Origin of the sequence: Enterobacter sp. KB-280D8, assembly GCF_041399405.1 — a bacterium.
Lineage (GTDB): Bacteria > Pseudomonadota > Gammaproteobacteria > Enterobacterales > Enterobacteriaceae > Enterobacter > Enterobacter cloacae_N.
In genome coordinates this window covers 406240-431873 of record NZ_JBGKEC010000003.1, presented here as the reverse complement: position 1 = coordinate 431873, position 25634 = coordinate 406240, and the positions used below count along the sequence as shown (strand labels likewise).

25 protein-coding genes and 1 tRNA gene are annotated in these 25634 nt (G+C 57.3%); 8 read left to right on the top strand and 18 right to left on the bottom strand.

Features of this window, described 5'->3' with window-relative positions:
• Positions 1-31 precede the first annotated feature (31 nt).
• Positions 32-715, top strand: coding sequence for an outer membrane protein (locus AB8818_RS12075; protein WP_116342133.1), 684 nt, complete (start codon positions 32-34; stop codon positions 713-715).
• 384 nt (positions 716-1099) lie between these two features.
• Here AB8818_RS12075 and AB8818_RS12070 read toward each other — a convergent pair whose 3' ends face one another.
• Both AB8818_RS12070 and AB8818_RS12065 read right to left on the bottom strand, forming a co-directional pair.
• On the bottom strand, positions 1100-1744 hold the full coding sequence (locus AB8818_RS12070; protein ID WP_163329712.1) for a hypothetical protein: 645 nt from the start codon (positions 1742-1744) through the stop codon (positions 1100-1102).
• A gap of 96 nt (positions 1745-1840) precedes the next feature.
• Positions 1841-1916, bottom strand: a tRNA-Ile gene (locus AB8818_RS12065).
• A 124-nt stretch (positions 1917-2040) separates the two neighbouring features.
• Here AB8818_RS12065 and mug point away from each other — a divergent pair.
• Positions 2041-2547 carry a G/U mismatch-specific DNA glycosylase gene (mug, locus tag AB8818_RS12060; RefSeq protein WP_116342131.1) on the top strand — a complete coding sequence of 169 codons (507 nt, stop codon included), beginning with the start codon at positions 2041-2043 and terminating at the stop codon, positions 2545-2547.
• Positions 2548-3084: 537 nt separating this feature from the next.
• On the opposite strand, the gene rpoD is transcribed toward mug, so the two are convergent.
• The 3 genes from rpoD to rpsU form a co-directional block, all read right to left on the bottom strand.
• Positions 3085-4929 carry an RNA polymerase sigma factor RpoD gene (rpoD, locus tag AB8818_RS12055; RefSeq protein WP_028014473.1) on the bottom strand — a complete coding sequence of 615 codons (1845 nt, stop codon included), beginning with the start codon at positions 4927-4929 and terminating at the stop codon, positions 3085-3087.
• A 165-nt stretch (positions 4930-5094) separates the two neighbouring features.
• Positions 5095-6840 (bottom strand): DNA primase, encoded by a 1746-nt coding sequence (gene dnaG, locus AB8818_RS12050; RefSeq protein ID WP_192982747.1) that lies wholly within the window; start codon positions 6838-6840, stop codon positions 5095-5097.
• A gap of 115 nt (positions 6841-6955) precedes the next feature.
• Positions 6956-7171 (bottom strand): 30S ribosomal protein S21, encoded by a 216-nt coding sequence (gene rpsU / locus AB8818_RS12045; protein ID WP_001144069.1) that lies wholly within the window; start codon positions 7169-7171, stop codon positions 6956-6958.
• A 236-nt stretch (positions 7172-7407) separates the two neighbouring features.
• On the opposite strand from rpsU, the gene tsaD reads away from it, so the two are divergent.
• Entirely contained in the window at positions 7408-8421 is a 1014-nt protein-coding gene (tsaD, locus tag AB8818_RS12040) for a tRNA (adenosine(37)-N6)-threonylcarbamoyltransferase complex transferase subunit TsaD (protein WP_024906472.1), read from the top strand.
• A gap of 42 nt (positions 8422-8463) precedes the next feature.
• On the opposite strand, the gene ureG is transcribed toward tsaD, so the two are convergent.
• The 9 genes from ureG to AB8818_RS11995 form a co-directional block, all read right to left on the bottom strand.
• Positions 8464-9081: an urease accessory protein UreG gene (gene ureG / locus AB8818_RS12035; protein WP_023298635.1), complete on the bottom strand. Its 618-nt coding sequence runs from the start codon at positions 9079-9081 to the stop codon at positions 8464-8466.
• 9 nt (positions 9082-9090) lie between these two features.
• Positions 9091-9765, bottom strand: a complete 675-nt coding sequence (locus AB8818_RS12030; RefSeq protein WP_192982744.1) for an urease accessory protein UreF — start codon at positions 9763-9765, stop codon at positions 9091-9093.
• Positions 9765-10304 carry a HupE/UreJ family protein gene (locus tag AB8818_RS12025; RefSeq protein ID WP_192982741.1) on the bottom strand — a complete coding sequence of 180 codons (540 nt, stop codon included), beginning with the start codon at positions 10302-10304 and terminating at the stop codon, positions 9765-9767. The genes AB8818_RS12030 and AB8818_RS12025 overlap by 1 nt, the downstream gene beginning before the upstream one ends.
• A gap of 9 nt (positions 10305-10313) precedes the next feature.
• Positions 10314-10778, bottom strand: coding sequence for an urease accessory protein UreE (gene ureE / locus AB8818_RS12020; RefSeq protein WP_192982853.1), 465 nt, complete (start codon positions 10776-10778; stop codon positions 10314-10316).
• Between the two features lie 9 nt (positions 10779-10787).
• A complete protein-coding gene (ureC, locus tag AB8818_RS12015) occupies positions 10788-12491 on the bottom strand; it encodes an urease subunit alpha (protein ID WP_166712382.1) in 1704 nt (567 codons plus the stop codon).
• Positions 12484-12798 carry an urease subunit beta gene (locus AB8818_RS12010; RefSeq protein ID WP_192982739.1) on the bottom strand — a complete coding sequence of 105 codons (315 nt, stop codon included), beginning with the start codon at positions 12796-12798 and terminating at the stop codon, positions 12484-12486. The genes ureC and AB8818_RS12010 overlap by 8 nt, the downstream gene beginning before the upstream one ends.
• A 10-nt stretch (positions 12799-12808) precedes the next feature.
• A complete protein-coding gene (locus AB8818_RS12005) occupies positions 12809-13111 on the bottom strand; it encodes an urease subunit gamma (protein ID WP_006811999.1) in 303 nt (100 codons plus the stop codon).
• Between the two features lie 10 nt (positions 13112-13121).
• The gene (locus tag AB8818_RS12000) at positions 13122-13949 is read right to left on the bottom strand and encodes an urease accessory protein UreD (RefSeq protein ID WP_192982736.1); all 828 of its coding nucleotides are present in this window, start codon (positions 13947-13949) and stop codon (positions 13122-13124) included.
• Positions 13950-14086: 137 nt separating this feature from the next.
• Complete coding sequence (locus tag AB8818_RS11995; RefSeq protein WP_166712376.1) at positions 14087-15100, bottom strand: alpha/beta hydrolase; 1014 nt, start codon at positions 15098-15100, stop codon at positions 14087-14089.
• A 142-nt stretch (positions 15101-15242) separates the two neighbouring features.
• Between AB8818_RS11995 and AB8818_RS11990 the strand changes: the two genes are divergently transcribed.
• Entirely contained in the window at positions 15243-15665 is a 423-nt protein-coding gene (locus AB8818_RS11990; protein WP_192982733.1) for a MarR family winged helix-turn-helix transcriptional regulator, read from the top strand.
• A gap of 41 nt (positions 15666-15706) precedes the next feature.
• Here the strand turns inward: AB8818_RS11990 and AB8818_RS11985 are convergent, their stop codons facing one another.
• Both AB8818_RS11985 and plsY read right to left on the bottom strand, forming a co-directional pair.
• Positions 15707-17173 carry an MFS transporter gene (locus tag AB8818_RS11985; protein ID WP_192982730.1) on the bottom strand — a complete coding sequence of 489 codons (1467 nt, stop codon included), beginning with the start codon at positions 17171-17173 and terminating at the stop codon, positions 15707-15709.
• A gap of 93 nt (positions 17174-17266) precedes the next feature.
• Complete coding sequence (gene plsY / locus AB8818_RS11980; RefSeq protein WP_061097029.1) at positions 17267-17881, bottom strand: glycerol-3-phosphate 1-O-acyltransferase PlsY; 615 nt, start codon at positions 17879-17881, stop codon at positions 17267-17269.
• A gap of 107 nt (positions 17882-17988) precedes the next feature.
• On the opposite strand from plsY, the gene folB reads away from it, so the two are divergent.
• A complete protein-coding gene (folB, locus tag AB8818_RS11975; RefSeq protein ID WP_116342110.1) occupies positions 17989-18357 on the top strand; it encodes a bifunctional dihydroneopterin aldolase/7,8-dihydroneopterin epimerase in 369 nt (122 codons plus the stop codon).
• 106 nt (positions 18358-18463) lie between these two features.
• The gene (gene bacA / locus AB8818_RS11970; protein WP_163329704.1) at positions 18464-19285 is read left to right on the top strand and encodes an undecaprenyl-diphosphate phosphatase; all 822 of its coding nucleotides are present in this window, start codon (positions 18464-18466) and stop codon (positions 19283-19285) included.
• A 13-nt stretch (positions 19286-19298) separates the two neighbouring features.
• Here the strand turns inward: bacA and AB8818_RS11965 are convergent, their stop codons facing one another.
• Together AB8818_RS11965 and AB8818_RS11960 are read right to left on the bottom strand one after the other, a co-directional pair.
• Complete coding sequence (locus AB8818_RS11965; protein ID WP_116342106.1) at positions 19299-20540, bottom strand: multifunctional CCA addition/repair protein; 1242 nt, start codon at positions 20538-20540, stop codon at positions 19299-19301.
• A 61-nt stretch (positions 20541-20601) separates the two neighbouring features.
• Positions 20602-21222 (bottom strand): TIGR04211 family SH3 domain-containing protein, encoded by a 621-nt coding sequence (locus tag AB8818_RS11960; RefSeq protein ID WP_028014457.1) that lies wholly within the window; start codon positions 21220-21222, stop codon positions 20602-20604.
• Positions 21223-21451: 229 nt separating this feature from the next.
• Between AB8818_RS11960 and AB8818_RS11955 the strand changes: the two genes are divergently transcribed.
• Both AB8818_RS11955 and glnE read left to right on the top strand, forming a co-directional pair.
• On the top strand, positions 21452-22753 hold the full coding sequence (locus tag AB8818_RS11955) for an inorganic triphosphatase (RefSeq protein WP_116342104.1): 1302 nt from the start codon (positions 21452-21454) through the stop codon (positions 22751-22753).
• A 21-nt stretch (positions 22754-22774) separates the two neighbouring features.
• Positions 22775-25630, top strand: coding sequence for a bifunctional [glutamate--ammonia ligase]-adenylyl-L-tyrosine phosphorylase/[glutamate--ammonia-ligase] adenylyltransferase (gene glnE / locus AB8818_RS11950; RefSeq protein WP_192982727.1), 2856 nt, complete (start codon positions 22775-22777; stop codon positions 25628-25630).
• The last annotated feature ends 4 nt before the right edge of the window (positions 25631-25634 follow it).

The following is a 25634-nucleotide window of genomic DNA, read 5'->3' as shown; positions in this document are numbered from 1 at the left end:
CCGTGCGGAATAATTTTTCAACGGAGTGTAGATGAAGATGAAAGCTATTGTAGTCGCCCTGCCGATCGCGATGATCCCGGCTACCGTTCTGGCGGCAAATACGGAAGAAGGGTATTACGGTTCCGCAAAATATCTCCAGGTTGAACAACGTGCAAAGGAGATGGATACCAGCGCACGTCCTGGGGTAGGGCAGTTTGTGGGCGGTAAAGAGAAAGAGCACTTTGGCGGCGCGGCGATTGCTGCGGGCTATCAGTTTGGCAACGGCTGGCGTACAGAGGGTGAATATACCTTCAAACAAAAGACGGAGTACACCAGCGGCTCCAGCATATTCGCTAATAGCTTTAATCACCTGCAGACTGAAACTGAACGTCTGATGCTGAATGTCTATCGCGATTATGAATTGGGCTACGGTGTGTCTGTTTACGGTACTGCTGGGCTTGGCGTGAGTAAAATCAAAGCGGGCGGCTGGCAGGGTAACGCCGGACGTGAATATGCCTCGACAACACAAAGCAATCTGACTTATGCGTTAGGGGCGGGCGTAAGCTACATGCCGGTTGAGCGTCTGTATGTTGATCTGGGCTACCGTTATATCGATATGGGTAAGATCGAAAGTGGGTATAACAACTTTACTAACGCGCGTGGCTTAAAAGACGAACAGATGAAAGCGCATATTGTCTCTAATGAATTTACCCTTGGTATGCGTTATGTCTTTTAACCTGTTGTAAGTTTTTACTGTCTTTAAAACAGGGCCAACGCCGCGGTAGTGCGGGGTTGGCTTTTTTGTGGGTTTTTACAACTCGGCTCATGCGGGACTCGAAATCTTCACCCGGCGAGGTAAGTACAGAAAAGTTGAAGTGCACAGTCAAGCCGTAGGGGATTTAGCAGGAATTATTTTTAACGTTTTTTCAGTATAAATCGTCATACCATCTGGAATGTCTTTGTTCACAAATAACATGGCGCCGAAGAGCGGTCATAAATTAACCATCAATCACTATGGCTACCGCTTGAAAGTATCCCCGGAAAAAGAAAAGGGCCGACGATTTCTCGTCAGCCCTTGCGGTGTCTGGTGGCCCTAAAGTATCCCGCTAAATGCGGGTTCTTACCTTAATCTTCCGATGATTACGCTTTTTCCGGTACAGAATTTATATAGAGCTTTTATGTCGATATTGATGGATTTAAGTTCAATTAGCGCATAGCCAGAAAACCCCAGCATCAAATTGTCGACGTGGATCCTCTCACCAGTATGATGAATATCAACAATAGAATCTCTCAGATGCCTAAGCTCTAGGGCTGCTTCATATGCAGACTCAAGATGCTCATAAAACTCAGCATCATGTTTCACGACGTCGTACATGAATTTTTTAAAAACATCTGCGTGTGCTTGAGGCAAAGCTCCCCCCTCCATTCCCTGTTCATCTCCAGTAATTTCATAAGTCGTTTTACCTGAAGGTGTAGTCAAGATTGATAGTTCATAGGGACAGTTTTCAGCATCATCTTCATAGGGCTTGAACGTCCTGCACAGTCGTTCTATCTGAGAGCTCAGATACCAATTTAGTTCGCATTCGCGAGCAAAGATTTTTTTAAGTGCAGAAATTTCGTTTTCTTTGCTTTTTTTCTTTCTCCGAGATTCCAAGTGCTCCTTTATCAAAAAAATCATGATGGTAATGAACGCGGATGCAGGGATAACTCCACTATGAGTAAGCCAGCTATTGACTGTTGATAGAAGCCCAGAGACAAATTCCATGAGTTATTTACCGCCATTTTATCGCCACTCAAAAAGTGGATAACAAAAAGGCCACTCGAGAGAGTGGCCTAAATGTTTGTATATACTGCTAAAATTTGGTGGCCCCTGCTGGACTTGAACCAGCGACCAAGCGATTATGAGTCGCCTGCTCTAACCACTGAGCTAAGGGGCCGTGGCGGTGAATTATAAAGTAACTCCCCGCAGCAATCCAGCCATTCACTCCTGCTTGCTGTTTTTATAAACAACGCATAATCAATCCTTTATACTTCCATAACGATGTATCAGTGGGAGTAAAGATGATCAACGATATTCTTGCACCTGGCCTGCGGGTCGTGTTTTGCGGTATCAACCCAGGAAAGTCCTCTGCGCACACCGGTTTTCACTTTGCCCATCCGGGAAATCGCTTCTGGAAGGTGATCTACCAGGCCGGGTTTACCGACAGATTACTCAAGCCCGAAGAGGAGCAGCACCTGCTGGATACACGCTGCGGCATTACCATGCTGGTCGAGCGGCCGACGGTACAGGCGAGCGAGGTAAACCTGCATGAGCTGCGCAGCGGCGGGCGAGAGCTGGTGAAGAAGATTGAAGACTACCAGCCGGCCGCGCTGGCGATCCTCGGCAAGCAGGCCTACGAGCAGGCGTTTAGCCAGCGTGGAACGAAGTGGGGCAAGCAGAGCATCATGATTGGCGTTACGCAGGTGTGGGTGCTGCCGAACCCGAGCGGGCTCAACAGGGCGACGCTGGATAAGCTGGTGGAGGCGTATCGGGAACTGGATGAGGCACTGATGGTGCGGGGGCTTTAGCTCCTCTGCGGCCTGATACCCTCACCCTGGCCCTCTCCCACGGTGCTGAGGAATCCCCAGTAATTTTTTAACCGGAAGCGATAAATATTGCTTCAGAAGAATTAATGGCTTACAGCGATGCCCTGGTCCGGCTGTAAATCGCCGAGGCGTTTCCGTAAGGCCGGGGCGAGGCGCATGGATGCGCCGAGAGGGCGTGGCCTGCAGGGATGCAGGCTCATGCCCGACCCGATAGCCTGAAGGAATAAGCTGAGGGAACCGCGAAGCGGCGATTTACCGCCGGGAGCCCGGGTTGCCAGGGCGGCGGCGATTGAGCCGCCATGGCACGTTCACAGGCCATGCCGTTACAGAGTAGCAAGGAACATGAAGTGAACGGAATGACCACCAGAGCCGTATGTTCCCCCTCACCCCAGCCCTCTCCCTCAAGGGAGAGGGGGTCGTCTGTGCAGGCATTATTTTGTGGGGATCCCTCAGCCCACGGGGAGAGGGAATAAACAAAAAAAAGCTCCCGATTGGGAGCTTTTTCACTGTCAGGACAGATTAGTCGTCAAGGAAGCTACGCAGCACTTCAGAGCGGCTTGGATGACGCAGCTTACGCAGCGCCTTCGCTTCGATCTGACGGATACGTTCGCGGGTAACGTCGAACTGTTTACCTACTTCTTCCAGCGTGTGGTCGGTATTCATGTCGATGCCGAAACGCATACGCAGAACTTTTGCTTCACGGGCGGTCAGGCCAGCCAGAACGTCGTGCGTCGCGGCACGCAGGCTCTCGGTGGTCGCAGAGTCCAGCGGCAGCTCGAGGGTGGTATCCTCGATGAAATCACCCAGATGCGAATCTTCATCGTCACCGATTGGCGTTTCCATGGAGATTGGCTCTTTGGCGATCTTCAGCACTTTACGGATCTTGTCTTCCGGCATCAGCATGCGCTCGGCCAGCTCTTCCGGCGTCGGCTCGCGGCCCATCTCCTGCAGCATCTGACGGGAGATACGGTTGAGCTTGTTGATGGTCTCAATCATATGCACCGGAATACGGATGGTGCGCGCCTGGTCTGCGATAGAGCGGGTAATCGCCTGACGGATCCACCATGTCGCGTAAGTAGAGAACTTGTAACCACGACGGTATTCAAACTTATCTACCGCTTTCATCAGACCGATGTTGCCTTCCTGAATCAGATCCAGGAACTGCAGACCGCGGTTGGTATATTTCTTGGCGATAGAGATAACCAGACGTAAGTTCGCCTCAACCATCTCTTTCTTGGCCCGGCGGGCTTTCGCTTCACCGATGGACATGCGACGGTTGATGTCTTTAACCTGCTCGATGGTCAAGCCGGTCTCTTCTTCAATCTGCTGCAGCTTCTGCAGACCACGATAAACATCGTCCTTCACGTCGTGCAGTTTTTCAGACCACGGCTTGTTCATCGCGATAGCCGCGTTGAACCAGGTTTCGCTGGTTTCGTTGCCGGTGAAGAGGGTGATGAAGTTCTTCTTCGGCATTTTGCACTGCTCAACGCACAGCTTCATGATGATGCGTTCCTGGGTACGTACGCGATCCATCATCACGCGCATGCTGTTAACCAGGTAGTCGAACTGTTTTGGCACCAGGCGGAACTGTTTGAATACTTCAGACAGCTTCAGGATCTCTTCCTGAGCGGCGGCATGGCTGCGGCCTTTCGCTTTGATGGTGTCACGCGTCACTTCGTACTGGGTGCGCAGCTCGGCAAACTTCTCACGCGCCAGTTCCGGGTCGATGCTGTTGTCATCGTCCGCGCTGTCGTCGTCTTCTTCCTCATCTTCGTCTTCGTCGTCATCCATCTCTTCCTGAGACAGTTCAGAACCGACATGAGTGGCGGTAGGCGCCATATCTTCTTCAGCGTTCGGGTCGACAAAACCGGTGATCAGGTCAGACAGGCGCGCTTCTTCCGCTTCAACGCGATCGTACTGCTCCAGCAGATAGGTGATCGCTTCCGGGTATTCGGCAACAGAACACTGTACCTGGTTGATCCCGTCTTCGATGCGTTTTGCGATGTCAATTTCGCCTTCGCGGGTCAACAGTTCAACGGTACCCATTTCGCGCATGTACATGCGGACCGGGTCAGTGGTACGCCCGATTTCAGATTCCACGCTGGACAGTACCTGTGCAGCAGCTTCTTCCGCATCTTCGTCAGTGTTGTTGGAGGTTTCAGCCAGCAACAGATCATCGGCATCCGGTGCTTCTTCCATCACCTGAATGCCCATGTCATTGATCATTTGGATGATGTCTTCGATCTGGTCTGAATCGACGATATCTTCCGGCAGATGGTCATTGACCTCGGCATAGGTCAGATAGCCTTGCTCCTTACCGCGTTGGACAAGAAGTTTCAGCTGTGACTGCGGGTTTTGCTCCATAAGACGGTATCCACACTTAATTCGTTTGATTGGTGTCGGCGATGGGGCTGCCAACCTTTAAAGCGAGGGCGTACTTATATTTTTGCCGCTGCCTCTCAGTGCGGCTGCCGGGGGCTTCCCGATCGATATTCGGCACTTAAGCCGTTAAATACTGTTGTCTTTGACTTATTTCTTCGCCAGTTCCTGGTTAATCATCCAGAGCTCCCGGCGTTCTTCGCTGCTTAAGCCGTGCGTGCGCTCGCGAGCTATCAACTCTTCCTGGCGCAGCTCAAGCATCGAATCAAACATATGGTTGAGCGAGTCGGTGAACGTTTTTTCTGCAATGTCCTTATCAGCTATATCGTCCCACATCGACAATTTTTCAAGGGTAGCGGCCTCTTTTGTGCCGCGATAATGTTCTAAAAGTTGTCCGGTGGTCAGACCTGGCTGAGACAAACACGTGTTGACCAGTTCTGAAAATAAGCCAAGCCCGGGCAATTTTTCGTGGTTCAAACCCGCCAGCGACGGCACCTGCGGCGCGAGCTCGGGGTTTTGTACCAGCAACCCTATCAGTATACGCATGGTTGTGCGTTTTAGCTGAGGCGCGGGGCGAACCGTGCCGTTTTCAGCCTGTTTAGGCATTAAACGTTCAAGCTGGCTGTCATCCAGAATGCCGAGCTTGTTGCCTAACTCCTGACGCAGATAGATGCGCAGCGTTTCGCCGGGCACCTGGCTGATTAACGGCAGCGCCAGCGTACTGAGCTGCGCGCGCCCGTCAGGGGTACTCAAATCAACCTGCGGCATCAGGCTGTTAAACAAAAACGTGGAGAGCGGCTGAGCCTGCTCCATCCGCGCTTCAAACGCCGCTTTGCCCTCTTTACGCACCAGCGTATCCGGGTCTTCACCGTCGGGCAGGAACATAAAGCGTAGCTGACGCCCGTCGGTCATATACGGCAGCGCGGTTTCCAGCGCTCGCCAGGCGGCGTCGCGTCCAGCGCGGTCACCGTCGTAACAGCAGATGACGTTGTTGGTCACCCTGAACAGCAGTTGAATATGATCGGCGGTGGTGGACGTACCTAGCGACGCAACCGCGTAGTTGATGTCGTACTGCGCCAGCGCAACGACGTCCATATAGCCTTCGACGACCAGAAGACGCTGAGGTTCCGCGTTATCCTGCTGCGCCTCATAAAGACCGTAAAGCTGACGGCCCTTATGGAAAATATCGGTTTCCGGAGAGTTGAGGTATTTCGGCAGGGCATCACCCAGCACGCGACCACCAAAACCAATCACCCGGCCACGCTTGTCGCGGATCGGGAACATCACCCGTTCACGGAAGCGGTCGTAGCTTCGTCCCTGATCGTTGGTGACCAGCATGCCTGCGTCGATGAGAGATTTACGATCTTCGCTATTGCCGCCAAAACGCTTTAACACGTTGTCCCAGCCGGGCGGGGCGTAACCAATAGCGAAACGCGCAATCACATCGTCGCTCAGTCCGCGCTTGTTCAGATACTGACGCGCAGGCTCAGCCGCAGAGTGCTTAAGAGACTGTTGGTAAAACGAATTCAGGCCATCCATCAGTTGATACAGCGTTTGCCGTTGATGGCGCTCGATCTGACTTGGCCCACTGCCTGCTTCATACGGCACTTCAAGGTTATGCATCGCCGCCAGCTCTTCGACGGTTTCAACGAACTCGAGCTTGTCGTAGTTCATCAAAAAATCGACGGCATTACCGTGTGCGCCACAGCCGAAGCAATGGTAAAACTGCTTTTCACCGTTTACGGTGAAGGAGGGGGTTTTTTCGTTATGGAACGGACAGCACGCATGGTAGTTCTTGCCCTGCTTTTTCAGCTTTACCCGCGCGTCGATGAGATCGACGATGTCGGTTCTGGCGAGCAGGTCATTGATGAAAACGCGTGGGATTCTTCCGGCCATATGCCCCAAAAATTTAAGCGACTTATAAACGAAAACAAGCCGCGCATTCCTTCCGGAAGCACGGCCTTACGACTACTACTCTGTCTGTCAATTGAGGGTGTTGACCCTCAAGAGATTAGTACAGACGAGTACGGCGTGCGTTTTCGCGAGCCAGTTTCTTCGCGTGACGTTTCACAGCGGAAGCTTTAGCGCGCTTACGTTCGGTCGTTGGTTTTTCATAAAACTCACGACGACGAACTTCAGCCAGAACACCTGCTTTCTCGCATGAACGTTTGAAGCGACGCAGTGCTACGTCGAACGGCTCGTTTTCACGTACTTTAATTACCGGCATGTAACTCTCACCTTTAATAAATTCGGTTTGCCGCTGGCATCAACGCCAGCTTATTTCAAAATGGTGCGGAATTTTACTGCAAATGCTGCTGCTTTGTAAAGCACCGATGCGATTTTGAAAGGGACTTTAATAAGGGTGAGGAGTATACACGAGCCTTCCTCCTGGGGCGAACAAAGTTTTACATCAACCCGCCCAGGCTCTACACTGCGCGGTATTGAAACGAGGTAAAACAAGTCATGCGTGTACTGGGTATTGAAACATCCTGCGATGAAACCGGCATCGCCATTTACGACGACGAAAAAGGGCTTCTGGCCAACCAGCTGTATAGTCAGGTGAAATTGCACGCTGACTACGGCGGCGTCGTGCCGGAACTGGCCTCTCGTGACCACGTGCGTAAAACGGTTCCCCTGATTCAGGCGGCGCTGAAAGAGGCCGGATTAAGCTCAACCGATATTGACGCCGTGGCCTATACCGCGGGGCCGGGCCTGGTCGGTGCGCTGCTGGTTGGCGCGACGGTTGGCCGGTCGCTGGCCTTCGCGTGGGATGTTCCGGCCATTCCGGTTCACCATATGGAAGGGCACCTTCTGGCACCTATGCTGGAAGAAAATCCGCCTGAATTCCCGTTTGTGGCGCTGCTGGTCTCGGGTGGGCATACCCAATTGATTAGCGTAACGGGCATTGGCAAGTACGAGCTGCTGGGCGAGTCGATCGACGATGCCGCCGGTGAAGCCTTCGACAAAACCGCCAAGCTGCTGGGTCTCGATTACCCGGGCGGCCCGATGCTCTCGAAAATGGCGTCACAGGGAACGGAAGGGCGCTTTGTCTTCCCGCGTCCGATGACCGACCGTCCGGGGCTGGATTTCAGCTTCTCCGGGCTGAAAACCTTCGCGGCGAATACCATCCGTAATAACGACGACAGCGAGCAGACCCGCGCCGATATCGCCCGCGCGTTTGAAGATGCGGTGGTGGACACGCTGATGATCAAGTGCAAGCGCGCGCTGGATCAGACCGGCTTTAAGCGTCTGGTGATGGCGGGCGGCGTCAGCGCTAACCGCACGCTGCGCGCGAAGCTCGCCGAGATGATGCAAAAGCGCCGCGGGGAAGTGTTCTACGCGCGTCCGGAATTCTGTACCGATAACGGCGCGATGATCGCTTACGCCGGAATGGTGCGCCTGAATGCGGGTGCAACGTCCGACCTGAGCGTGTCCGTGCGTCCGCGCTGGCCGCTGGCGGAACTGCCGGAGGCGTAATCCCCCTGACCCTCTCCCCACAGGGGAGAGGGAAATTTACAACTACATCCGCAGCATCCCTTTCTCTTCCAGAAACGCAATAATCGTCGCTAAACCGTCTCCCGCTTTAAGATTGGTAAACGTCCAGGGACGCTCGCCGCGCATGCGGTTAGTATCGCGCTCCATCACCTCCAGCGACGCCCCCACGTACGGCGCGAGGTCGGTTTTGTTTATCACCAAAAAGTCGGATTTGGTGATCCCCGGTCCGCCCTTGCGCGGAATTTTTTCCCCTTCGGCAACGTCGATCACATAGATGGTCAGATCCGCCAGCTCCGGGCTGAAGGTGGCGCTCAGGTTATCGCCGCCGCTTTCAACGAAGATCAGATCCAAATTGCCGAACTTCTCGCTCAACGCTTCCACCGCCGCCAGGTTCATTGAGGCATCTTCGCGGATGGCAGTATGCGGACAGCCGCCCGTCTCTACGCCCACGATGCGCTCCGGCTCCAGCGCGCCCGCCTCGGTGAGGATGCGCTGATCCTCTTTGGTGTAGATATCGTTGGTCACCACCGCCAGGTGATACGTGTCGCGCATTGCCTTGCAGAGCGCTTCCAGCAGCGCGGTTTTTCCCGACCCTACCGGGCCACCCACGCCCACGCGCAGGGGATGTTTGTAATCAGCCATGTTGACTCCTCAGGAACGGAATAGTCGTGAATATTGGGTTTCGTGGCGCGCGGAGGCGATGGCGGAGAGCGGCGTTGCTGCCCCCAGCGCGTCGTCGCGACGTAAAAATGCCTGTTCAAAACCAGCGGCGTAGTGGTCGCTCAGCTCGATAATCAGCTGCTGCGCGGCCTGTTGCCCAAACGGCACCAGCTTGACGCCCGCCATCACCGCGCTCTCTATCCAGCTGTAGCCGAGGCTCAGCGCCAGCTCATGCGCGCCAATGCCCCAGCGAACGCCAAGCCACGCCATGCCGCAGAGCTGGCTCTGCGCAAACAGCGACAGCCACTCTGCCGGGCAGTCCGGCTCCCAGCTTTTAACCAGACGGGTAAAGGCCGCCCCGCGGTTGCGCTCCTCTTCGCGCAGCTCGCGCGTTTCCCGGCAGGCGAGCAGGTATGCCGTCCAGCGTTTTGCACTTGTAAGATCGCTACGCTCACAGGCCTGATAAAGACGGATAAACAGCGGCAGATCGACGCAGAAAAAGCTCTGATCCATCTGCTGAATTTGCCAGCGTTTAAAGGCCCCGGCGTCGGTTACCCAGCCCGCCTCAACGGCCCACTCCAGCCCCTGTGACCAGGTAAACGACCCGACCGGCAGGCTGCTGCTGGAGAGCTGCATCAGGCGCAGCCTCTGGCGGGCGTGCTCCATCAGCTCATCAGCGCCAGCAGGGCGGAGACGATCAGCCCGCCGCCGAAGGTTTTACGCAGGCCGTCGTGACGGCGAAGCAGCAGCCCTGCGGCGAAACTGGCGCACAGCATCGTGGCACTGGCGAACATAAAGCCGCTGGTGAAGAGCCAGAAGTTGTGGCCGGACATCTCCACGCCGTGCGCCCAGCCGTGGAACATCGCCAGGGCAGGCACCGCCAGCAGCAGACGGTTTTCAGTTTTAAACATCATCACGCCGCAGACCGCCAGCGAGGCGATAATCAGCATCTCCATGCCGCTAAAGCCGCCGAGCAGGCTGCCCGCAATGGCACCAACGAGCATCATGCCGAGGGTGGCAAACGGCAGCAGGAGCTTGCGGCCGCTCAGCGCCGAGAGCACGCCGGCGCCTGCTAACATCAGCAGGTGATCGAGCCCGGTTAGCGGGTGGAGAAAGCCGGCCTGAAAGCTGTCGGCACCGTGGCCGGGATGGGCGAGCGCCGGTACGGAAACGGCCAGCAGAAACAGCGGTAAATACTTGCGCATGAGGAGTCCTTAATGTGAATGAGCGTGAGAATGGCTGTGGCTGTGGGCATCGCTGGCGTACGCGCCCGCTTCCGGTTCAAATGGCAGGCTGGCGTAGGTTACGTCCAGCCCGAACTGGCGCAGCATGTTGTCGAGAACGTGGTCGTGGTGATAGCGAAGCTCGCCGGGCGTGACCTGCAGCGGCACGTGGCGGTTGCCCAGGTGGTAGCAGGCGCGGGCCAGCAGGAACGGGTCGGTGCAGCGCACCACGGAGACGGACTCAGCCGCTGCGATCACTTCGATCACCTCACTGCCGTCGTCGGTGGTCAGCAGGTCGCCCCCGCGCAGCAGCAGGCCGCGCGGCAGCATCAGCCCGGCTTCGCGCCCGTCGTTCAGCGATACGCGGGCGCGGCTTTTCACCCGCACGTCAATCGGCAGCGTGACGCTGGCGGTGATCGGGTGCGCATGGTCCAGACGTTGGGTTAAATAGATCATCATTACTCCTCAAAACAGGAAATAGCGTTGCGCCATCGGCAGAACGTCGGCCGGTTCGCTGGTTATCAGTTCGCCGTCGACGCGCACCTCATAGGTTTGTGAGTCGACGGTGATGTTCGGCTGTAAACCGTTGTGGATCATGTCCGCTTTTTTCACCGTCCGGCAGCCTTTCACCACCGCGGTGGCGCTCTGTAGGTTGAGCTGCTGCGGGATGCCGTTCGCACTGGCGGCTTGCGAGATAAACGTCAGCCGTGTGGCGTGGCGCGCGGCGCCCAGCGATCCAAACATCGGACGGTAATGCACCGGCTGCGGCGTAGGGATCGAGGCGTTGATATCACCCATTGGCGCACAGGCTATCATCCCGCCCTTGACGATGGTGGCGGGCTTGACGCCGAAGAACGCCGGAGACCAGACCACCAGATCCGCAAGCTTGCCCGCCTCAATCGAACCGACTTCGTGGGCGATGCCGTGGGTGAGCGCCGGGTTAATGGTGTACTTGGCGACATAGCGCTTCACGCGGAAGTTATCGTTCTCGCCCGTCTCTTCCGGCAGCGCGCCGCGCTGGACCTTCATGCGGTGGGCCACCTGCCAGGTGCGGATAATCACTTCCCCGACGCGGCCCATGGCCTGTGAATCTGACGAGGTGAGCGAGAACGCGCCGATGTCGTGCAGCACGTCTTCCGCGGCGATGGTTTCCCGGCGAATGCGCGATTCGGCAAACGCCACGTCCTCGGCGATATCCGGATCGAGGTGATGGCAGACCATCAGCATGTCGAGATGCTCGTCGATGGTGTTCACCGTGTAGGGCAGGGTCGGGTTGGTGGAAGAGGGCAGAATATTCGGGTGCGCGCAGGCGGTGATAATATCCGGCGCGTGGCCGCCGCCCGCGCCTTCGGTGTGGAAGGTGTGGATGGTGCGCCCGGCGATAGCTGCCAGCGTGTCTTCGACAAACCCGGACTCGTTCAGCGTGTCGCTGTGCAGCGCCACCTGAATATCCATTTCTTCCGCGACTTCCAGCGAGCAGTTGATCGCCGCAGGCGTCGCGCCCCAGTCTTCGTGGATCTTCAGCCCGATGGCGCCCGCGGCGATCTGCTCGCGCAGGGCATCCGGGTTGGAGCCGTTACCTTTGCCGAGCAGGCCGATATTCACCGGCAGCGTATCGGCAGCCTGCAGCATGCGGGCGATATACCATGGCCCCGGCGTGCAGGTGGTGGCGTTGGTGCCCGCCGCCGGTCCGGTGCCGCCGCCGATCATGGTGGTGACGCCGGAGACCAGCGCCTCTTCCGCCTGCTGCGGGCAGATCCAGTGGATGTGGGTGTCGATCCCCCCGGCGGTGACGATCTTCCCCTCGGCGGCAATCACTTCCGTTGCCGCGCCAATCGGGATCGTCACGCCAGGCTGAATGTCCGGGTTCCCGGCTTTACCGACGGCAAAGATCCTTCCGTTTTTCACGCCGATATCGGCCTTCACGATCCCCCAGTGATCGACGATCAGCGCATTGGTGAGAACCAGATCCACGCAGCCGTCCGCGGTCATCTGTCCCTGGCCCATGCCGTCGCGGATCACCTTCCCGCCGCCGAACTTGACCTCTTCGCCGTAGACCGTGAAATCGTCCTCCACTTCGATCCACAGCTCGCTGTCTGCAAGCCGGACCTTATCGCCGGTGGTGGGGCCGAACATGTCGGCATAGGCCTGGCGTGAAATGTCAGCCATGTTTCACCTCGCCCATCACCTCGCCGCGAAAGCCAAAAATGCGCTGCGCGCCCGTCACCTGAACCAGCGTCACTTCCCGCTTCTGGCCGGGTTCGAAGCGCACGGCAGTACCCGCCGGGATGTTCAGCCGATAGCCTTTGGTGGTTTCCCGGTCAAACTTCAGCGCCGGGTTGACCTCGTAAAAGTGGTAGTGCGAGCCGACCTGGATCGGCCTGTCGCCGTGGTTTTCGACAATCACGCTTTGGGTTTCTCGCCCGACATTGATCGCAATAGTGCCGGGCTGGATCTGATATTCACCTGGGATCATCACGCGCTCCTTAGACGATCGGGTTGTGGACGGTGACGAGCTTGGAACCGTCCGGGAAGGTGGCTTCCACCTGAATATCCGGGATCATTTCCGGGACGCCCTCCATCACCTGATCGCGCCTCAGGACGTGGCGGCCCGCCTCCATCAGCGAGGCGACGGTTTCGCCATCGCGGGCGCCTTCCATAATGAAGGCGCTGATCAGCGCGACCGATTCCGGGTAGTTGAGCTTTACCCCGCGCGCGAGGCGGCGTTCGGCAACCAGCGCGGCGGTGAACAGCAACAGCTTGTCTTTTTCTCTGGGAGTCAGTTCCATAACGTTTCTCTTATGTCTGCCAGATGCGCGGCGAACAGGCGGTTTTGGTTGTGAGAAGCGGGCGAAGCGATTGCCAGATGTCGCGCATCACCCGCTGGCAAATCAGGTTGTCGTGGGAGAGAAAACGCACCGACAGCAGGTCATCGGTAAGCGTCGCCCCGGCATAATTTTCCAGCGGGGCGAGCAGCGCGCGCACCGTGTCGAGATGTTCTTCCCGGGCCGGATAGAACAGCAGCGTGCCGATCCACGGATGCCCGCCGACGGGCGTGAGATCGCCGTTGCTAAGATGCTGGCGCTCAATCAGGCGCGGCTCGCCGTCGACCCAGATTTCAAGGCGGCTCTCCATCGTGCCGTGGCTGAAGGTCTCACCGATAACCGGGCGACCCAGACAGTACAGCTCCCACGCCAGCAGCGTGCTGGAGGCCTTCAGGTGAAAAACGGAGCGCAGCGCGGCGTTCGCGCCGGGGAAGATAATGGTGTCCTGCGGCAGCCACTCCAGCGTGGCGTCGTTATCAAGGTAAAAGTGCTGGCTCAGACGCGCCTGCGGGCCGCGGCTGCGGTAGAACTTGCTGGCGCCGGGCATGGTGATAAGCGCGTGGCTTTTGGCATCGAGCCGAACGGAAATGTCCAGCGTATCGCCCCCCACGACGCCGCCGGGAGGGTGCAGCAGGTAAAGGTGGCACGTTTCCCCTTCAGGGTAAAACGGCCGCTGAACCGTAAGCGGCCCGACGTGGTGAGCGGAGTGCAGGAGGGTTTTCTCAGGGGCGTGACAAAACTGCAGGGCAAGCGACGCCTGCCAGCCTTTATACGTATTATCAGTGACCTGAGCTGCTAACATGCTGCATCCATCTGCTCACCATCGGGGTCGTTTCAGTATGCCCTGGCGGAAATGAAGGCTGTCATATGAGTCGCTTATGGATAGAGGAAATAAAAAAGCACGGCCCGGGGCCGTGCTCAGCGTGAAGCATGACGATCCTATTTCAGGTGTTCATGCAATGCTGCACCTGCCTGCTCAAGGGCGACTTTAACCGTCGGCTCCTGGCTCAGCGGGTTAAGCAGGCCGTAGTCGTGGATCATGCCGTTATAGCGCGTGACGGTCACCGGGACGCCAGCTGCATCCAGTTTACGCCCGAATGCTTCACCTTCATCCCGCAGAACGTCCAGCTCAGCTGTCTGAATCAGCGTTTCCGGGAAGCCTTTCAACTGTGCACTCGTGGCGCGAAGCGGAGAGGCAAGGATATTGTTGCGATCGGCAGCGCTGGTGGTGTAGTTATCCCAGAACCATTTCATCATGTTTTTTGACAGGAAATAGCCATTTTCGAACTGGTTATACGAGGCAGTATCAAAGTTCGCATCGGTAACCGGCCAGAGCATGACGTTGTAGCGAATCTTTGGCCCATTGAACTGTTTGGCCTGCAGCGCCACGGAAGCCACCATGTTGCCGCCCACGCTGTTACCCACCAGACCCAGACGGCTACCGTCCACGCCGATTTCCTGGCCGTGCTCGGCTACCCATTTTGTCGCCTCATAGGCCTGATTGATTGCTACCGGGAAATGGGCTTCAGGTGACGGGGTGTAATCGACGTAAACCGCAGCGGCGCCTGATGCGCGAACCAGATCGCGGATCAAGCGTTCGTGGGTTGGGTAATCACCCAGCACCCAACCGCCACCGTGGAAGAACATAAAGACGGGGAGCGCGCCGCTGGCGTTTTCAGGTTTCACTATTTTCAGTTTTATGGCCTGGCCATTTACCTGGATCGTTTTCTCAGAAACCTGAGCGGGCGGCAGTTTGGCACCTTGTTGTGCGCCGATCAGTACCTGGCGGGCCTCCTGCGGGGTCATCTGTTCCATCGGTTTCCCTTTGCCAGAGTTCAGGACATTAAGAAACGCCTGTACGCCTGCGGTCGGGGCCGGAGTATTGATGGTTTGGGCGGATGCCGCTGCTGACGCGAAGACGGAAGAGACGAGAATGGCGGTTAATGTTTTCATGGTGGTACCTCTTTTAACGTATTTGATTGGATATGTAAGTAGTGCGCTATTTAGTTGTTGGTGTAATACTTGCGCACAAGATACTTTTGGTCAAACATTATTTATAATTTTTTTTAGACAACAGATTCAGGTTGATAGAAAAATGAAAGAAAACAAAATATTAGATGATTTGCTGTGTTTCTCGCTGTACTCGGTTACCAATGCCTTCGTGCGCCAGTATCGCCCCCTGCTGCAGGAGATGGATCTGACCTATCCGCAATTTGTTGTTTTGATGGCGCTTTATGAGAAAGACAACATCCCGCTTCGCGATCTCAGCGATAAGACCTATTTTGATTCAGGCACATTGACCCCGCTGGTTCAGAAGCTTGAGGCAAAAGGATTCCTCAACCGTATCGCGGTTGTGGGGGATGAAAGGATGAAAAGTGTCGTACTGACCGATAAGGCGAAAGAACTGAAAAAACGGGTGATGGCGCTGCCGGACCAGATTCGCTGCAGCATGCGGATGAGTGATGATGAGCTTGAAATGCTAAAAAAACTCTCCCGGACGCTGCTCGACGATTTGTAAAAACCCTTCGGTGGGGGTGAACCCACCGAAGCGATGTGTCGTTACCGGTAGTCCTCCGCATCCACGTCATAGCCGGACGGCTCCCAGCGGATCGCCAGCAGCGACGCCAGGCCGATAAACGGCGCCAGCGCAATCACCCAGAACACGGCAGTGTCGAGAGACGCAACCAGCTGCGGGAACAGGAACAGCGACAGCGTGGAGCTGCTGCGCATCAGCGTTTGGTTGAGGCCTACGCCCACGCCGCGCAGCGAGGTCGGGTAGCTCAGCGAGGCGAACGTCATGGTATGCGCGCCCGGGCCAAATCCCTGACCGAACAGGAACAGCGCCAGCATCGCGACGGCAAGCACCCCTTCAGAAGCGCCTTCAGGGCGGCCAATCAGCGCCAGGCCAAGCAATGCGACAAGCTGGCAGGCATAACCCGCAAGCGACATCCGCCAGGCGCCGAAGCGCGGCACGTAGCGTACCGCCAGCAGTCCGCCGACGAAGGCAAACAGCAGGTTAAGCACCAGTGAAATGAGAATGGTGGTGAGCATCGACTGCACAAAGAAGCTGGAGATGATCACCGGCAGGCCAAACGCCACGGCGTTATAGGCAAATGACGAGACGACGGAAAGCAGCGTGGCGAGCGTCGTGCGGCGTAAGTAGATGCCGCGGAACAGGTTCAGATAGTTCGACCATTTCGCTTTATTCACCACAGGTGCAGGCTGGCTGAGCGCATCCTGCGGCACGTGGGCATTGATGTTATAGGACTGGCGTAAAATCGACGCCGCCTCCTTCAGGTTGCCCTGATTCGCCGCCCAGACCGGAGATTCGCTCATATAGCGGCTGCGGATGGCGATAATCACCAGCGCGGGCACCGCGCCAAAGCCGAGAATCAAACGCCACAGCCAGTCGCTGTGGCTTTCCGGCAGTGCGGCGTAGAAGAACAGCACCAGCAGGTAGGAGACGCTGATGGCGGCATACCAGGTGGGGCACCACATCGCGACGCTGGAGGCCTTATTTCCCGGGCCTTTCAGCCTGGCGAACTCACTCAGGAACGCCATCGCCACGGGAAGATCGATCCCCACGCCGAGCCCCATCACGAAGCGGGCGCCCGCGAGCACATATTCGTTCGGGGCCAGCGCGCAGGCGATGGCTGCCACTACGAAGAACACCATATCAGCCATAAAAACGCGGTAGCGCCCGATTTTATCCGTGAGGTAACCGCCGAGCAGCGCCCCAACGATAGCGCCAAAGGTAATGGCCGACGCTACCATGCCGGTGCCTGCGGGAGTTAAATTGAATTCGCGGGTAATGTCCTTGATGCCAAACGCCAGCGCGCCGAGATCGTAGGCGTCGAGAAAAATACCGCCCAGCGCGATACCCACCACGATACGGGCGTTGGCCCGGCCCTGAGAACCGTCGTTAACCAGACGTGAAACGTCCGATGCGCTGCGCACCCACTGGATGTCGCCATCCGGGGCGCTTCCTGCCGTTGAAAGGGGAGTTGTATCTGTGATTTCTGCCATTTTTCTTTTTGTGTGGTTGTGTTGTGTCTCTAACAGTTACCACAGGCAGAAGGTGACCAAAATCACATTTGGTTATAAGGCATAACGAACGCTTTATTTAGCGTCTTTCTTCTTGCGCTTGAGCTTAGTCCAGATCTTGGTTTCCTGACGACGCCACAGGCGCTGAATATTGTCGTGATGGCGCAGCAGGATCAGGCAGGAGAGCATTGACACCGGGAAGGTGAACTGGGGTTTGAACCACCAGACATAGAACGGAGCGATCAGCGCGCTGACGATAGCGCCCAGCGACGAGTAGCCGCTCAGAAGAATGGTGAGCAGCCACGTCCCGGCCATTACGCCGGTGAGATCCCAGCCGATAGGTGCAATCGCACCGAAGGCCGTCGCAACGCCTTTTCCGCCTTTAAAACCAAAGAAAACGGGCCAGATATGGCCGACGCAGGCGGCGATGGCGATAAGACCGAGCCAGAACGGCGTAACGCCCAGCGCATAGGCGCCCCAGACGGGTAGCATCCCTTTCAGAACATCAAAAATCAAAACCGCTACGGCTGCTCCCTTGCCGCCAATTCGAAGCACGTTGGTTGCTCCCGGATTCCCGGAACCACTTTCACGCGGGTCAGGTAACCCGGCAATGCGGCAGACCAGAATGGCGCTGGAGATTGAGCCGCAAAGATAGGCGAGGAGGATCATTCCAGGCGCGATTGCACTCATAACGCTGTTCCGTTTTGAAAATGTATCTGTATTCTCAGCATCTGTGGATAATACGCATAATTCGCCGGAAGTGGTATCCGGTTTAGCCAAAAAGCAGGCAGGTCGTGATGGATATTGTATTTATAGAGCAACTTTCGGTAATCACCACAATTGGTGTTTACGACTGGGAACAGACCATCGAGCAGAAACTGGTGTTCGATATCGAAATGGGATGGGATAACCGCAAATCGGCAAAAAGCGATGACGTGAATGACTGTCTGAGCTATGCCGACATCAGCGAAGCGGTCATCGGCCACGTGGAAGGACAACGTTTTGCGCTGGTGGAACGCGTGGCGGAGGAGGTGGCGGAACTGCTGCTGACCAAATTCAACTCACCGTGGGTACGCATCAAGCTGAGCAAGCCGGGTGCGGTCGCGCGCGCGGCCAATGTGGGCGTGATTATCGAGCGTGGCACAAATCTGAAAGGGAAGATTTAACGTCATAATTGCTAAACCATTTTAGGTTATATCGGTCTTAAGGCTGTATCTTTCACGGTTGTCCGCGTGGACACCGTTTTTTATATCTTTTTTTAGGGGTTTATAGATGAGCGATATGCACTCGCTGCTGGTGGCGGCAATACTGGGTGTGGTCGAAGGATTGACGGAGTTTTTGCCGGTTTCCAGTACGGGCCATATGATTATCGTTGGCCATCTGCTGGGCTTTGAAGGCGATACCGCAAAGACGTTTGAGGTGGTGATTCAGCTGGGCTCGATTCTGGCGGTGGTGGTGATGTTCTGGCGCCGTCTGTTTGGCCTGATCGGCATTCATTTTGGCCGGCTGCCGCAGCGCGAAGGTGAGGGCAAAGGCCGCCTGACGCTGATTCATATCCTGCTCGGGATGGTCCCGGCGGTGGTGCTGGGGCTGGTATTCCACGACACCATTAAATCGCTGTTTAACCCGATTAACGTCATGTACGCGCTGGTGGTGGGCGGCTTCCTGCTGATTGCCGCGGAAGTGCTGAAGCCAAAAACCCCGCGTGCGGAAGGTCTGGACGATATGACCTATCGCCAGGCGTTTATGATTGGCTGCTTCCAGTGTCTGGCGCTCTGGCCGGGCTTCTCCCGTTCAGGTGCGACCATTTCAGGCGGGATGCTGATGGGCGTAAGCCGTTACGCGGCTTCCGAGTTTTCGTTCCTGCTGGCGGTGCCGATGATGATGGGCGCCACCGTGCTTGATGTCTATAAAAGCTATCACTTCCTGACGGCTGGCGACATTCCGATGTTCGCCGTCGGCTTCATCACCGCGTTTATCGTGGCGCTGATTGCCATCAAAACCTTCCTGCAGCTGATTAAGCGTATCTCGTTCATTCCGTTCGCGATCTACCGCTTTATCGTCGCTGCTGCGGTGTACGTGGTCTTCTTCTGATGACGGGTTGCCCTCACTCTTTCGGCTGAGGGCAACGTTTTTCCTTCCACGCCGCTACTGCATCAATCCGGCGTTTCGTCAGCTCCTCGCGAATCTCTGGGCCTTTAAACCCTGCCTCAACCACATCTTTCGTTGGCACCGCTTTTGCGACTTCCCACGCTTCGCGCAGCAAACGCCCCTGCGGGTAATCGGACGCTTCAAACCCGGTACGGCCGCGAACGTCGGCTTCACTGGTCAGCGCAATCTGCTCGACGCGCTGCGGCTTGCGCCAGGCGTCGATATTATCGAACAGCTTCACGATGGTGGCGGGCTTCAGGATCGGGAAGGTGTGGATCAGGTCATGGAACTCGGCCACCAGTTTCGCCAGGTCACGGATCTCGTTCGGCACGCGCAGGCGCAGGCATAGTCCCTCGACCAGCTTCACCCCTGCCGGGCCGTGCCCGTGGTGGCGTGGCCAGAACTCTTTCGGCGTTAAGCCTTTGCCGAGATCGTGGCACAGGGTGGAAAAGCGCACGTCCACGTCAGGGCTGAGCATGGCTGCCATGCTCAGGGTCATCAGCGTGTGCACGCCGGTATCAATTTCCGGGTGCCATTTCGCCGGCGCGGGGACGCCAAACAGCGCGTCGATTTCCGGGAACAGCACCTTCAGCGCGCCGCAGTCGCGCAGGACCTGGAAAAAGACCTGCGGGTTGCGGGTGGTGAGGGCATTTTCCGTCTCTTTCCAGACGCGCTCCGGCGTCAGGTGTTCCAGTTCTCCCGCCTCGGTCATGGCCGTCATCAACGCCATCGTCTCATCGGCAATACGGAAGCTCAGATGGGCGTAACGCGCGGCAAAACGCGCCACGCGCAGAACGCGGAGCGGATCTTCAGAAAATGCCGGGGAGACGTGACGCAAAAGACGGTCGCGCAGGTCATCCTGCCCGCCGTAGGCGTCAATGATATGGCCGTTTTCGTCCTGGGCCAGGGCGTTAATGGTGAGATCGCGGCGAAGCAAATCCTGCTCGAGCGTCACATCCGGCGCGGCGTAGCAGGTGAAGCCCGTATAGCCGGAACCGGATTTCCGCTCGGTACGCGCCAGGGCGTACTCTTCCCGGCTTTTCGGGTGCAGAAACACGGGAAAATCGCGGCCTACCTGCTGGTAGCCCGCGTCGAGCATCTCTTCCGGAGTGGCGCCCACCACCACCCAGTCTTTATCTTTGACCGGCAGACCTAACAACGCATCACGTACCGCACCACCGACCAGATAACTCTTCACGCCCAACACTCCCGTTTTCTCTTTTCGCAAGATAATACGTAAGTCTGGCAGAGAAGACGAATTAGTTCATCCAGCGGTCTTTACGCTTGCGGCTTGGGATCAGATGCGGCAGGACCAGGCCCAGCACCAGGCCTACGCCCAACACGCCGCCGCCATACATAAACCACTGCATGATAATGGTGCGCTGTTTGTCATCAAGCTGCAGGTTCGCGGCGTTCACTTTTTTCTGCGCGACGATCAGCTCGTTTTTGAGCTTTTGATTCTCTTCTTTAAGACCGTTGATCACGCCGTCGCTCTGCGCCACTTTCTGCTGCATTTCGGCGGTGCGTTGGTTCCAGGTCCCGTCGATGTTGTTCAGCTTGTCGGTCAGCGTCTTCACCTGGTTTTCCAGGTCCGGCACGCGGGTGCGCAGGCTTGGCACGGTGCTCAGCTCTTTCATCGGGATCCAGGAGGTACGGCCGGAACTGTCGCGAACCTGACCGTAATTGGTCTCCGCGTTGGTCTGTAACAGGGTGACTTCCTCGCCGGCATTCACCGTACCCACGAGGCGATAATTATCTCCGGGGCCACTGCGTACCCAGGTGTTCAGTTCGTCAGAAACGTAACGCTTCTCTTCAGCGTGCACTGCGGTTGCGGCGCTAAAAGCGAGTAAAGTAAGTCCAATCAGGCGTAATTTAAGCATCATTAGTCGTTATTTTCATAAATAGTGGAACGATAGTAGTGGCAACAGTGTCTCTACGCAAAGCATTCGTCAGCAATCAGAATCATCTGTGTCACGACTCTACACATTTACGCCCGACAAATTGCTCATTGCATGGCAATTTGGCGCAAAATACTATGTACTGACAAATAAATGGCGAGGAAGTTCGCCCTCATTGACGCGTCTGTGACGCCCGCAAAAGTACAAGGCTATGGCTCAGGAAATCGAATTAAAATTTATCGTCGAAAAAGACAGCGTTGACGCGCTCCGTCAGCATCTGAATACGCTCTCCGGCGAGCACCATGAACCCGTACAGTTGCTCAACATCTACTACGAAACGCCGGACAACTGGCTGCGCAACCACGATATGGGGCTGCGCATCCGCGGCGCACACGGGCGCTACGAGATGACGATGAAAATCGCCGGCCGCGTGGTCGGCGGTTTGCATCAGCGCCCGGAATATAATATCGACATCAGTAAGCCAGAACTTGAGCTGGAACGTTTCCCGGCGGAAGTCTGGCCGGAAGGCGAACTGCCCGCCACGCTGGCAACACAGGTGCAGCCGCTGTTCAGCACCGATTTCGCTCGCGAGAAATGGCTGGTGACGGAAGGCAAGAGCCGCATTGAGATCGCGCTGGATTTAGGCGAGGTGAAGGCGGGTGAGAGCCTGGAACCGATCTGTGAGCTGGAGCTGGAACTTCTTGAAGGGGAGGCGAGCGATGTGCTGAAGCTGGCGCGTAAGCTGGTAAGTCAGCCGGGGTTACGTCAGGGCAGCCTGAGCAAAGCGGCGCGCGGCTACCACCTGGCTGCCGGAAATGCGCCACGCGTGCTGCGAGAGACCCCTATTCTGCGCGTCGTGCCGAAAGCCAGCATTGAACAGGGCATGGAAGCGGCGCTGGAGCTGGCGCTTTCTCAGTGGCAGTACCACGAGGAGCTGTGGGCGCGTAACGTGAAAAATGCCAAAAAACAGGTGCTGGCCGCTATTGGCCTGGTGCGTCATACCCTGACGCTGTTTGGCGGTATCGTACCGCGTAAAGCAAGCGCTCACTTACGCGATCTGCTGACCCAAACCGAGACGCTGCTGCTTTCCGACGTATCGGCGCAAACCGCGCTTTACAGCCCGCAAAATGCCGCGGCAAAACTGGCGTTGACCGAATTTCTGGTGACGCGCGGCTGGCGCACCTTCCTGGATGCAAAAGCGCAGACCAAAATCGCGGATAACTTCAAACGCTTCGCGGATATCCATCTTTCCCGCCACGCCGCCGAGTTGAGAACCACCTTCGCACACCCGCTGGGCGACCAGTACGGCGATCAGCTTCCCCGTCTGGCGCGTAACATCGACAGTATGTTGCTGCTGTCCGGTGCGTATGAGGGCGTGAAGGCGCAGGCCTGGCTGGAGAACTGGCAGGGGCTTAAGCATGCCATTGAGACCCGTCAGCAGATTGAGATCGAGCATTTCCGCAACGAGGCCATTTCGCAGGATCCGTACTGGCTGCACAGCGGAAAACGTTAATTCTGGCAAGGAACCCCTGATATGCCGCTTTCTTCGCAGTTACAGCAGCACTGGCAGACCGTTTGCGAACGTCTGCCCGAGTCGTTACCCGCGTCATCGTTAAGCGAGCAGGCGAAAAGCGTGCTCACGTTCAGTGATTTTGTGCAGGAAAGCGTCAGCGCTAACCCGGAATGGCTGGCGGAGCTGGAAAGCGCGCCGCCGCAGGCTGACGAGTGGCGGCATTATGCCAGCTGGCTGCACACCGCGCTGGCAGATGTAACGGATGAGGCCACGCTGATGCGCGTTCTGCGTCAGTTCCGCCGCCGGGTAATGGTGCGCATTGCCTGGGCGCAGGCGCTGGAGCTGGTGAGCGAAGAGAGCACCTTGCAGCAGCTGAGCGAGCTGGCGCAGACGCTGATCGTCGCCGCGCGGGACTGGCTCTATGCTGTCTGCTGTAAAGAGTGGGGCACGCCGTGCAGCGAAGAAGGGGTTCCGCAACCGCTGTTAATTCTGGGAATGGGCAAGCTGGGTGGCTGCGAGCTGAACTTCTCCTCCGACATCGATCTGATCTTTGCCTGGCCGGAGAACGGCTCCACGCGCGGCGGGCGTCGCGAGCTGGACAACGCCCAGTTCTTTACCCGCCTTGGCCAGCGTCTGATTAAAGCGCTGGACCAGCCGACGCAGGACGGCTTCGTCTACCGTGTGGACATGCGCCTGCGCCCGTTTGGCGACAGCGGTCCGCTGGTGCTGAGCTTCGCCGCGCTGGAAGATTATTACCAGGAGCAAGGACGCGACTGGGAACGTTACGCGATGGTCAAAGCGCGGATCATGGGCGACAGCGACGACGCTTACGCCAACGAGCTGCGCGCCATGCTGCGCCCGTTTGTGTTCCGCCGCTACATCGACTTCAGCGTGATCCAGTCCCTGCGAAATATGAAAGGGATGATCGCCCGCGAGGTGCGCCGCCGTGGGCTGAAGGACAATATCAAGCTTGGCGCGGGCGGCATCCGCGAAATCGAATTTATCGTTCAGGTTTTCCAGCTGATCCGCGGCGGGCGCGAGCCGTCGCTGCAGTCCCGCTCGCTGCTGCCGACGCTGAGCGCCATTGAGCAGCTGCACCTGCTGCCGGACGGCGACGCGCAAACCCTGCGCGAGGCCTATCTGTTCCTGCGCCGTCTGGAAAACCTGCTGCAGAGCATCAACGACGAACAGACCCAGACCCTGCCGGGCGATGACCTTAACCGGGCGCGTCTGGCCTGGGGCATGCGCGTGGACGACTGGTCAACGTTGACCGAACGGCTGGATGCCCATATGGCAGGCGTGCGCCGCATCTTTAACGATCTGATCGGCGACGACGAAAGTGAATCGCCGGACGATGCGCTCTCCGAGCACTGGCGCGAACTGTGGCAGGACGCGCTTCAGGAAGATGACACCACGCCGGTGCTGGCGCACTTAAGCGACGATGCCCGCCATCGCGTGGTGGCCTTAATTGCTGATTTCCGTCTGGAGCTGAACAAGCGCGCCATCGGCCCGCGCGGTCGTCAGGTGCTGGATCATCTGATGCCGCACCTGCTGAGCGAGGTCTGCTCGCGTGAGGACGCGCCGGTGCCGCTGTCGCGCATGATGCCGCTGCTGAGCGGGATTATCACGCGCACCACCTATCTTGAGCTGCTGAGCGAGTTTCCGGGGGCGCTGAAGCACCTGATTTCCCTCTGCGCCGCGTCGCCGATGGTGGCCAACAAGCTGGCGCGCTACCCGCTGTTGCTGGATGAACTGCTCGACCCGAACACGCTGTATCAGCCAACGGCGACGGACGCCTACCGGGACGAGCTGCGCCAGTATCTGCTGCGCGTGCCGGAAGAGGACGAAGAGCAACAGCTGGAGGCGCTGCGTCAGTTTAAGCAGGCCCAGATGCTGCGCGTCGCAGCGGCGGACATCGCCGGTACGCTGCCGGTGATGAAAGTGAGCGATCACTTAACCTGGCTGGCGGAAGCGATTATTGATGCGGTTGTCCATCAGGCGTGGGTGCAGATGGTGGCGCGCTACGGCCAGCCGAAACACCTTGCTGACCGTGAGGGGCGAGGGTTTGCGGTGGTTGGTTACGGCAAGCTGGGCGGCTGGGAGCTGGGCTATAGCTCCGATCTGGATTTAATTTTCCTGCACGACTGCCCGGCGGACGTGATGACCGACGGCGAGCGCGAGATTGACGGGCGTCAGTTCTATCTGCGCCTGGCCCAGCGCATCATGCACCTGTTCAGCACCCGCACCTCGTCGGGGATTCTGTATGAAGTGGATGCGCGCCTGCGCCCGTCCGGCGCGGCGGGTATGCTGGTGACCTCAACGGACGCGTTTGCCGATTATCAGAAGAATGAAGCCTGGACGTGGGAGCATCAGGCGCTGGTGCGCGCTCGCGTGGTCTATGGCGATCCGCAGCTCAAAACGCAGTTTGACGTCATCCGCAAGGAGGTTATGACTACCATGCGTTATGGCAGCACGCTGCAAACGGAAGTGCGCGAAATGCGCGAGAAAATGCGCGCGCACCTCGGGAATAAACACCGCGATCGCTTTGATATTAAAGCCGACGAGGGCGGGATTACCGATATTGAATTCATCACCCAGTATCTGGTGCTGCTGCACGCCCACGACAAGCCGAAGCTGACGCGCTGGTCCGATAATGTGCGCATTCTGGAGCTGCTGGCGCAAAACGACATCATGGACGAGCAGGAGGCCCAGGCCTTAACCCGCGCTTACACCACGCTGCGCGATGAACTTCATCACCTGGCATTGCAGGAGCAGCCGGGGCACGTGGCGCTGGACTGTTTTGTTCATGAACGTGCTCAGGTAACGGCCAGCTGGAAGAAGTGGCTGGTGGAACCGTGCGTAACAAATCAAGTGTGATATT

Coding starts and splice junctions, on each gene's coding strand:
- AB8818_RS12075 (WP_116342133.1), top strand. CDS start 32: ATGAAGATGAAAGCTATTGTAGTCGCCCTGCCGATCGCGATGATCCCG.
- AB8818_RS12070 (WP_163329712.1), bottom strand. CDS start 1,744: ATGGAATTTGTCTCTGGGCTTCTATCAACAGTCAATAGCTGGCTTACT.
- mug (WP_116342131.1), top strand. CDS start 2,041: ATGATCAACGATATTCTTGCACCTGGCCTGCGGGTCGTGTTTTGCGGT.
- rpoD (WP_028014473.1), bottom strand. CDS start 4,929: ATGGAGCAAAACCCGCAGTCACAGCTGAAACTTCTTGTCCAACGCGGT.
- dnaG (WP_192982747.1), bottom strand. CDS start 6,840: ATGGCCGGAAGAATCCCACGCGTTTTCATCAATGACCTGCTCGCCAGA.
- rpsU (WP_001144069.1), bottom strand. CDS start 7,171: ATGCCGGTAATTAAAGTACGTGAAAACGAGCCGTTCGACGTAGCACTG.
- tsaD (WP_024906472.1), top strand. CDS start 7,408: ATGCGTGTACTGGGTATTGAAACATCCTGCGATGAAACCGGCATCGCC.
- ureG (WP_023298635.1), bottom strand. CDS start 9,081: ATGGCTGATTACAAACATCCCCTGCGCGTGGGCGTGGGTGGCCCGGTA.
- AB8818_RS12030 (WP_192982744.1), bottom strand. CDS start 9,765: ATGGAGCACGCCCGCCAGAGGCTGCGCCTGATGCAGCTCTCCAGCAGC.
- AB8818_RS12025 (WP_192982741.1), bottom strand. CDS start 10,304: ATGCGCAAGTATTTACCGCTGTTTCTGCTGGCCGTTTCCGTACCGGCG.
- ureE (WP_192982853.1), bottom strand. CDS start 10,778: ATGATCTATTTAACCCAACGTCTGGACCATGCGCACCCGATCACCGCC.
- ureC (WP_166712382.1), bottom strand. CDS start 12,491: ATGGCTGACATTTCACGCCAGGCCTATGCCGACATGTTCGGCCCCACC.
- AB8818_RS12010 (WP_192982739.1), bottom strand. CDS start 12,798: ATGATCCCAGGTGAATATCAGATCCAGCCCGGCACTATTGCGATCAAT.
- AB8818_RS12005 (WP_006811999.1), bottom strand. CDS start 13,111: ATGGAACTGACTCCCAGAGAAAAAGACAAGCTGTTGCTGTTCACCGCC.
- AB8818_RS12000 (WP_192982736.1), bottom strand. CDS start 13,949: ATGTTAGCAGCTCAGGTCACTGATAATACGTATAAAGGCTGGCAGGCG.
- AB8818_RS11995 (WP_166712376.1), bottom strand. CDS start 15,100: ATGAAAACATTAACCGCCATTCTCGTCTCTTCCGTCTTCGCGTCAGCA.
- AB8818_RS11990 (WP_192982733.1), top strand. CDS start 15,243: ATGAAAGAAAACAAAATATTAGATGATTTGCTGTGTTTCTCGCTGTAC.
- AB8818_RS11985 (WP_192982730.1), bottom strand. CDS start 17,173: ATGGCAGAAATCACAGATACAACTCCCCTTTCAACGGCAGGAAGCGCC.
- plsY (WP_061097029.1), bottom strand. CDS start 17,881: ATGAGTGCAATCGCGCCTGGAATGATCCTCCTCGCCTATCTTTGCGGC.
- folB (WP_116342110.1), top strand. CDS start 17,989: ATGGATATTGTATTTATAGAGCAACTTTCGGTAATCACCACAATTGGT.
- bacA (WP_163329704.1), top strand. CDS start 18,464: ATGAGCGATATGCACTCGCTGCTGGTGGCGGCAATACTGGGTGTGGTC.
- AB8818_RS11960 (WP_028014457.1), bottom strand. CDS start 21,222: ATGCTTAAATTACGCCTGATTGGACTTACTTTACTCGCTTTTAGCGCC.
- AB8818_RS11955 (WP_116342104.1), top strand. CDS start 21,452: ATGGCTCAGGAAATCGAATTAAAATTTATCGTCGAAAAAGACAGCGTT.
- glnE (WP_192982727.1), top strand. CDS start 22,775: ATGCCGCTTTCTTCGCAGTTACAGCAGCACTGGCAGACCGTTTGCGAA.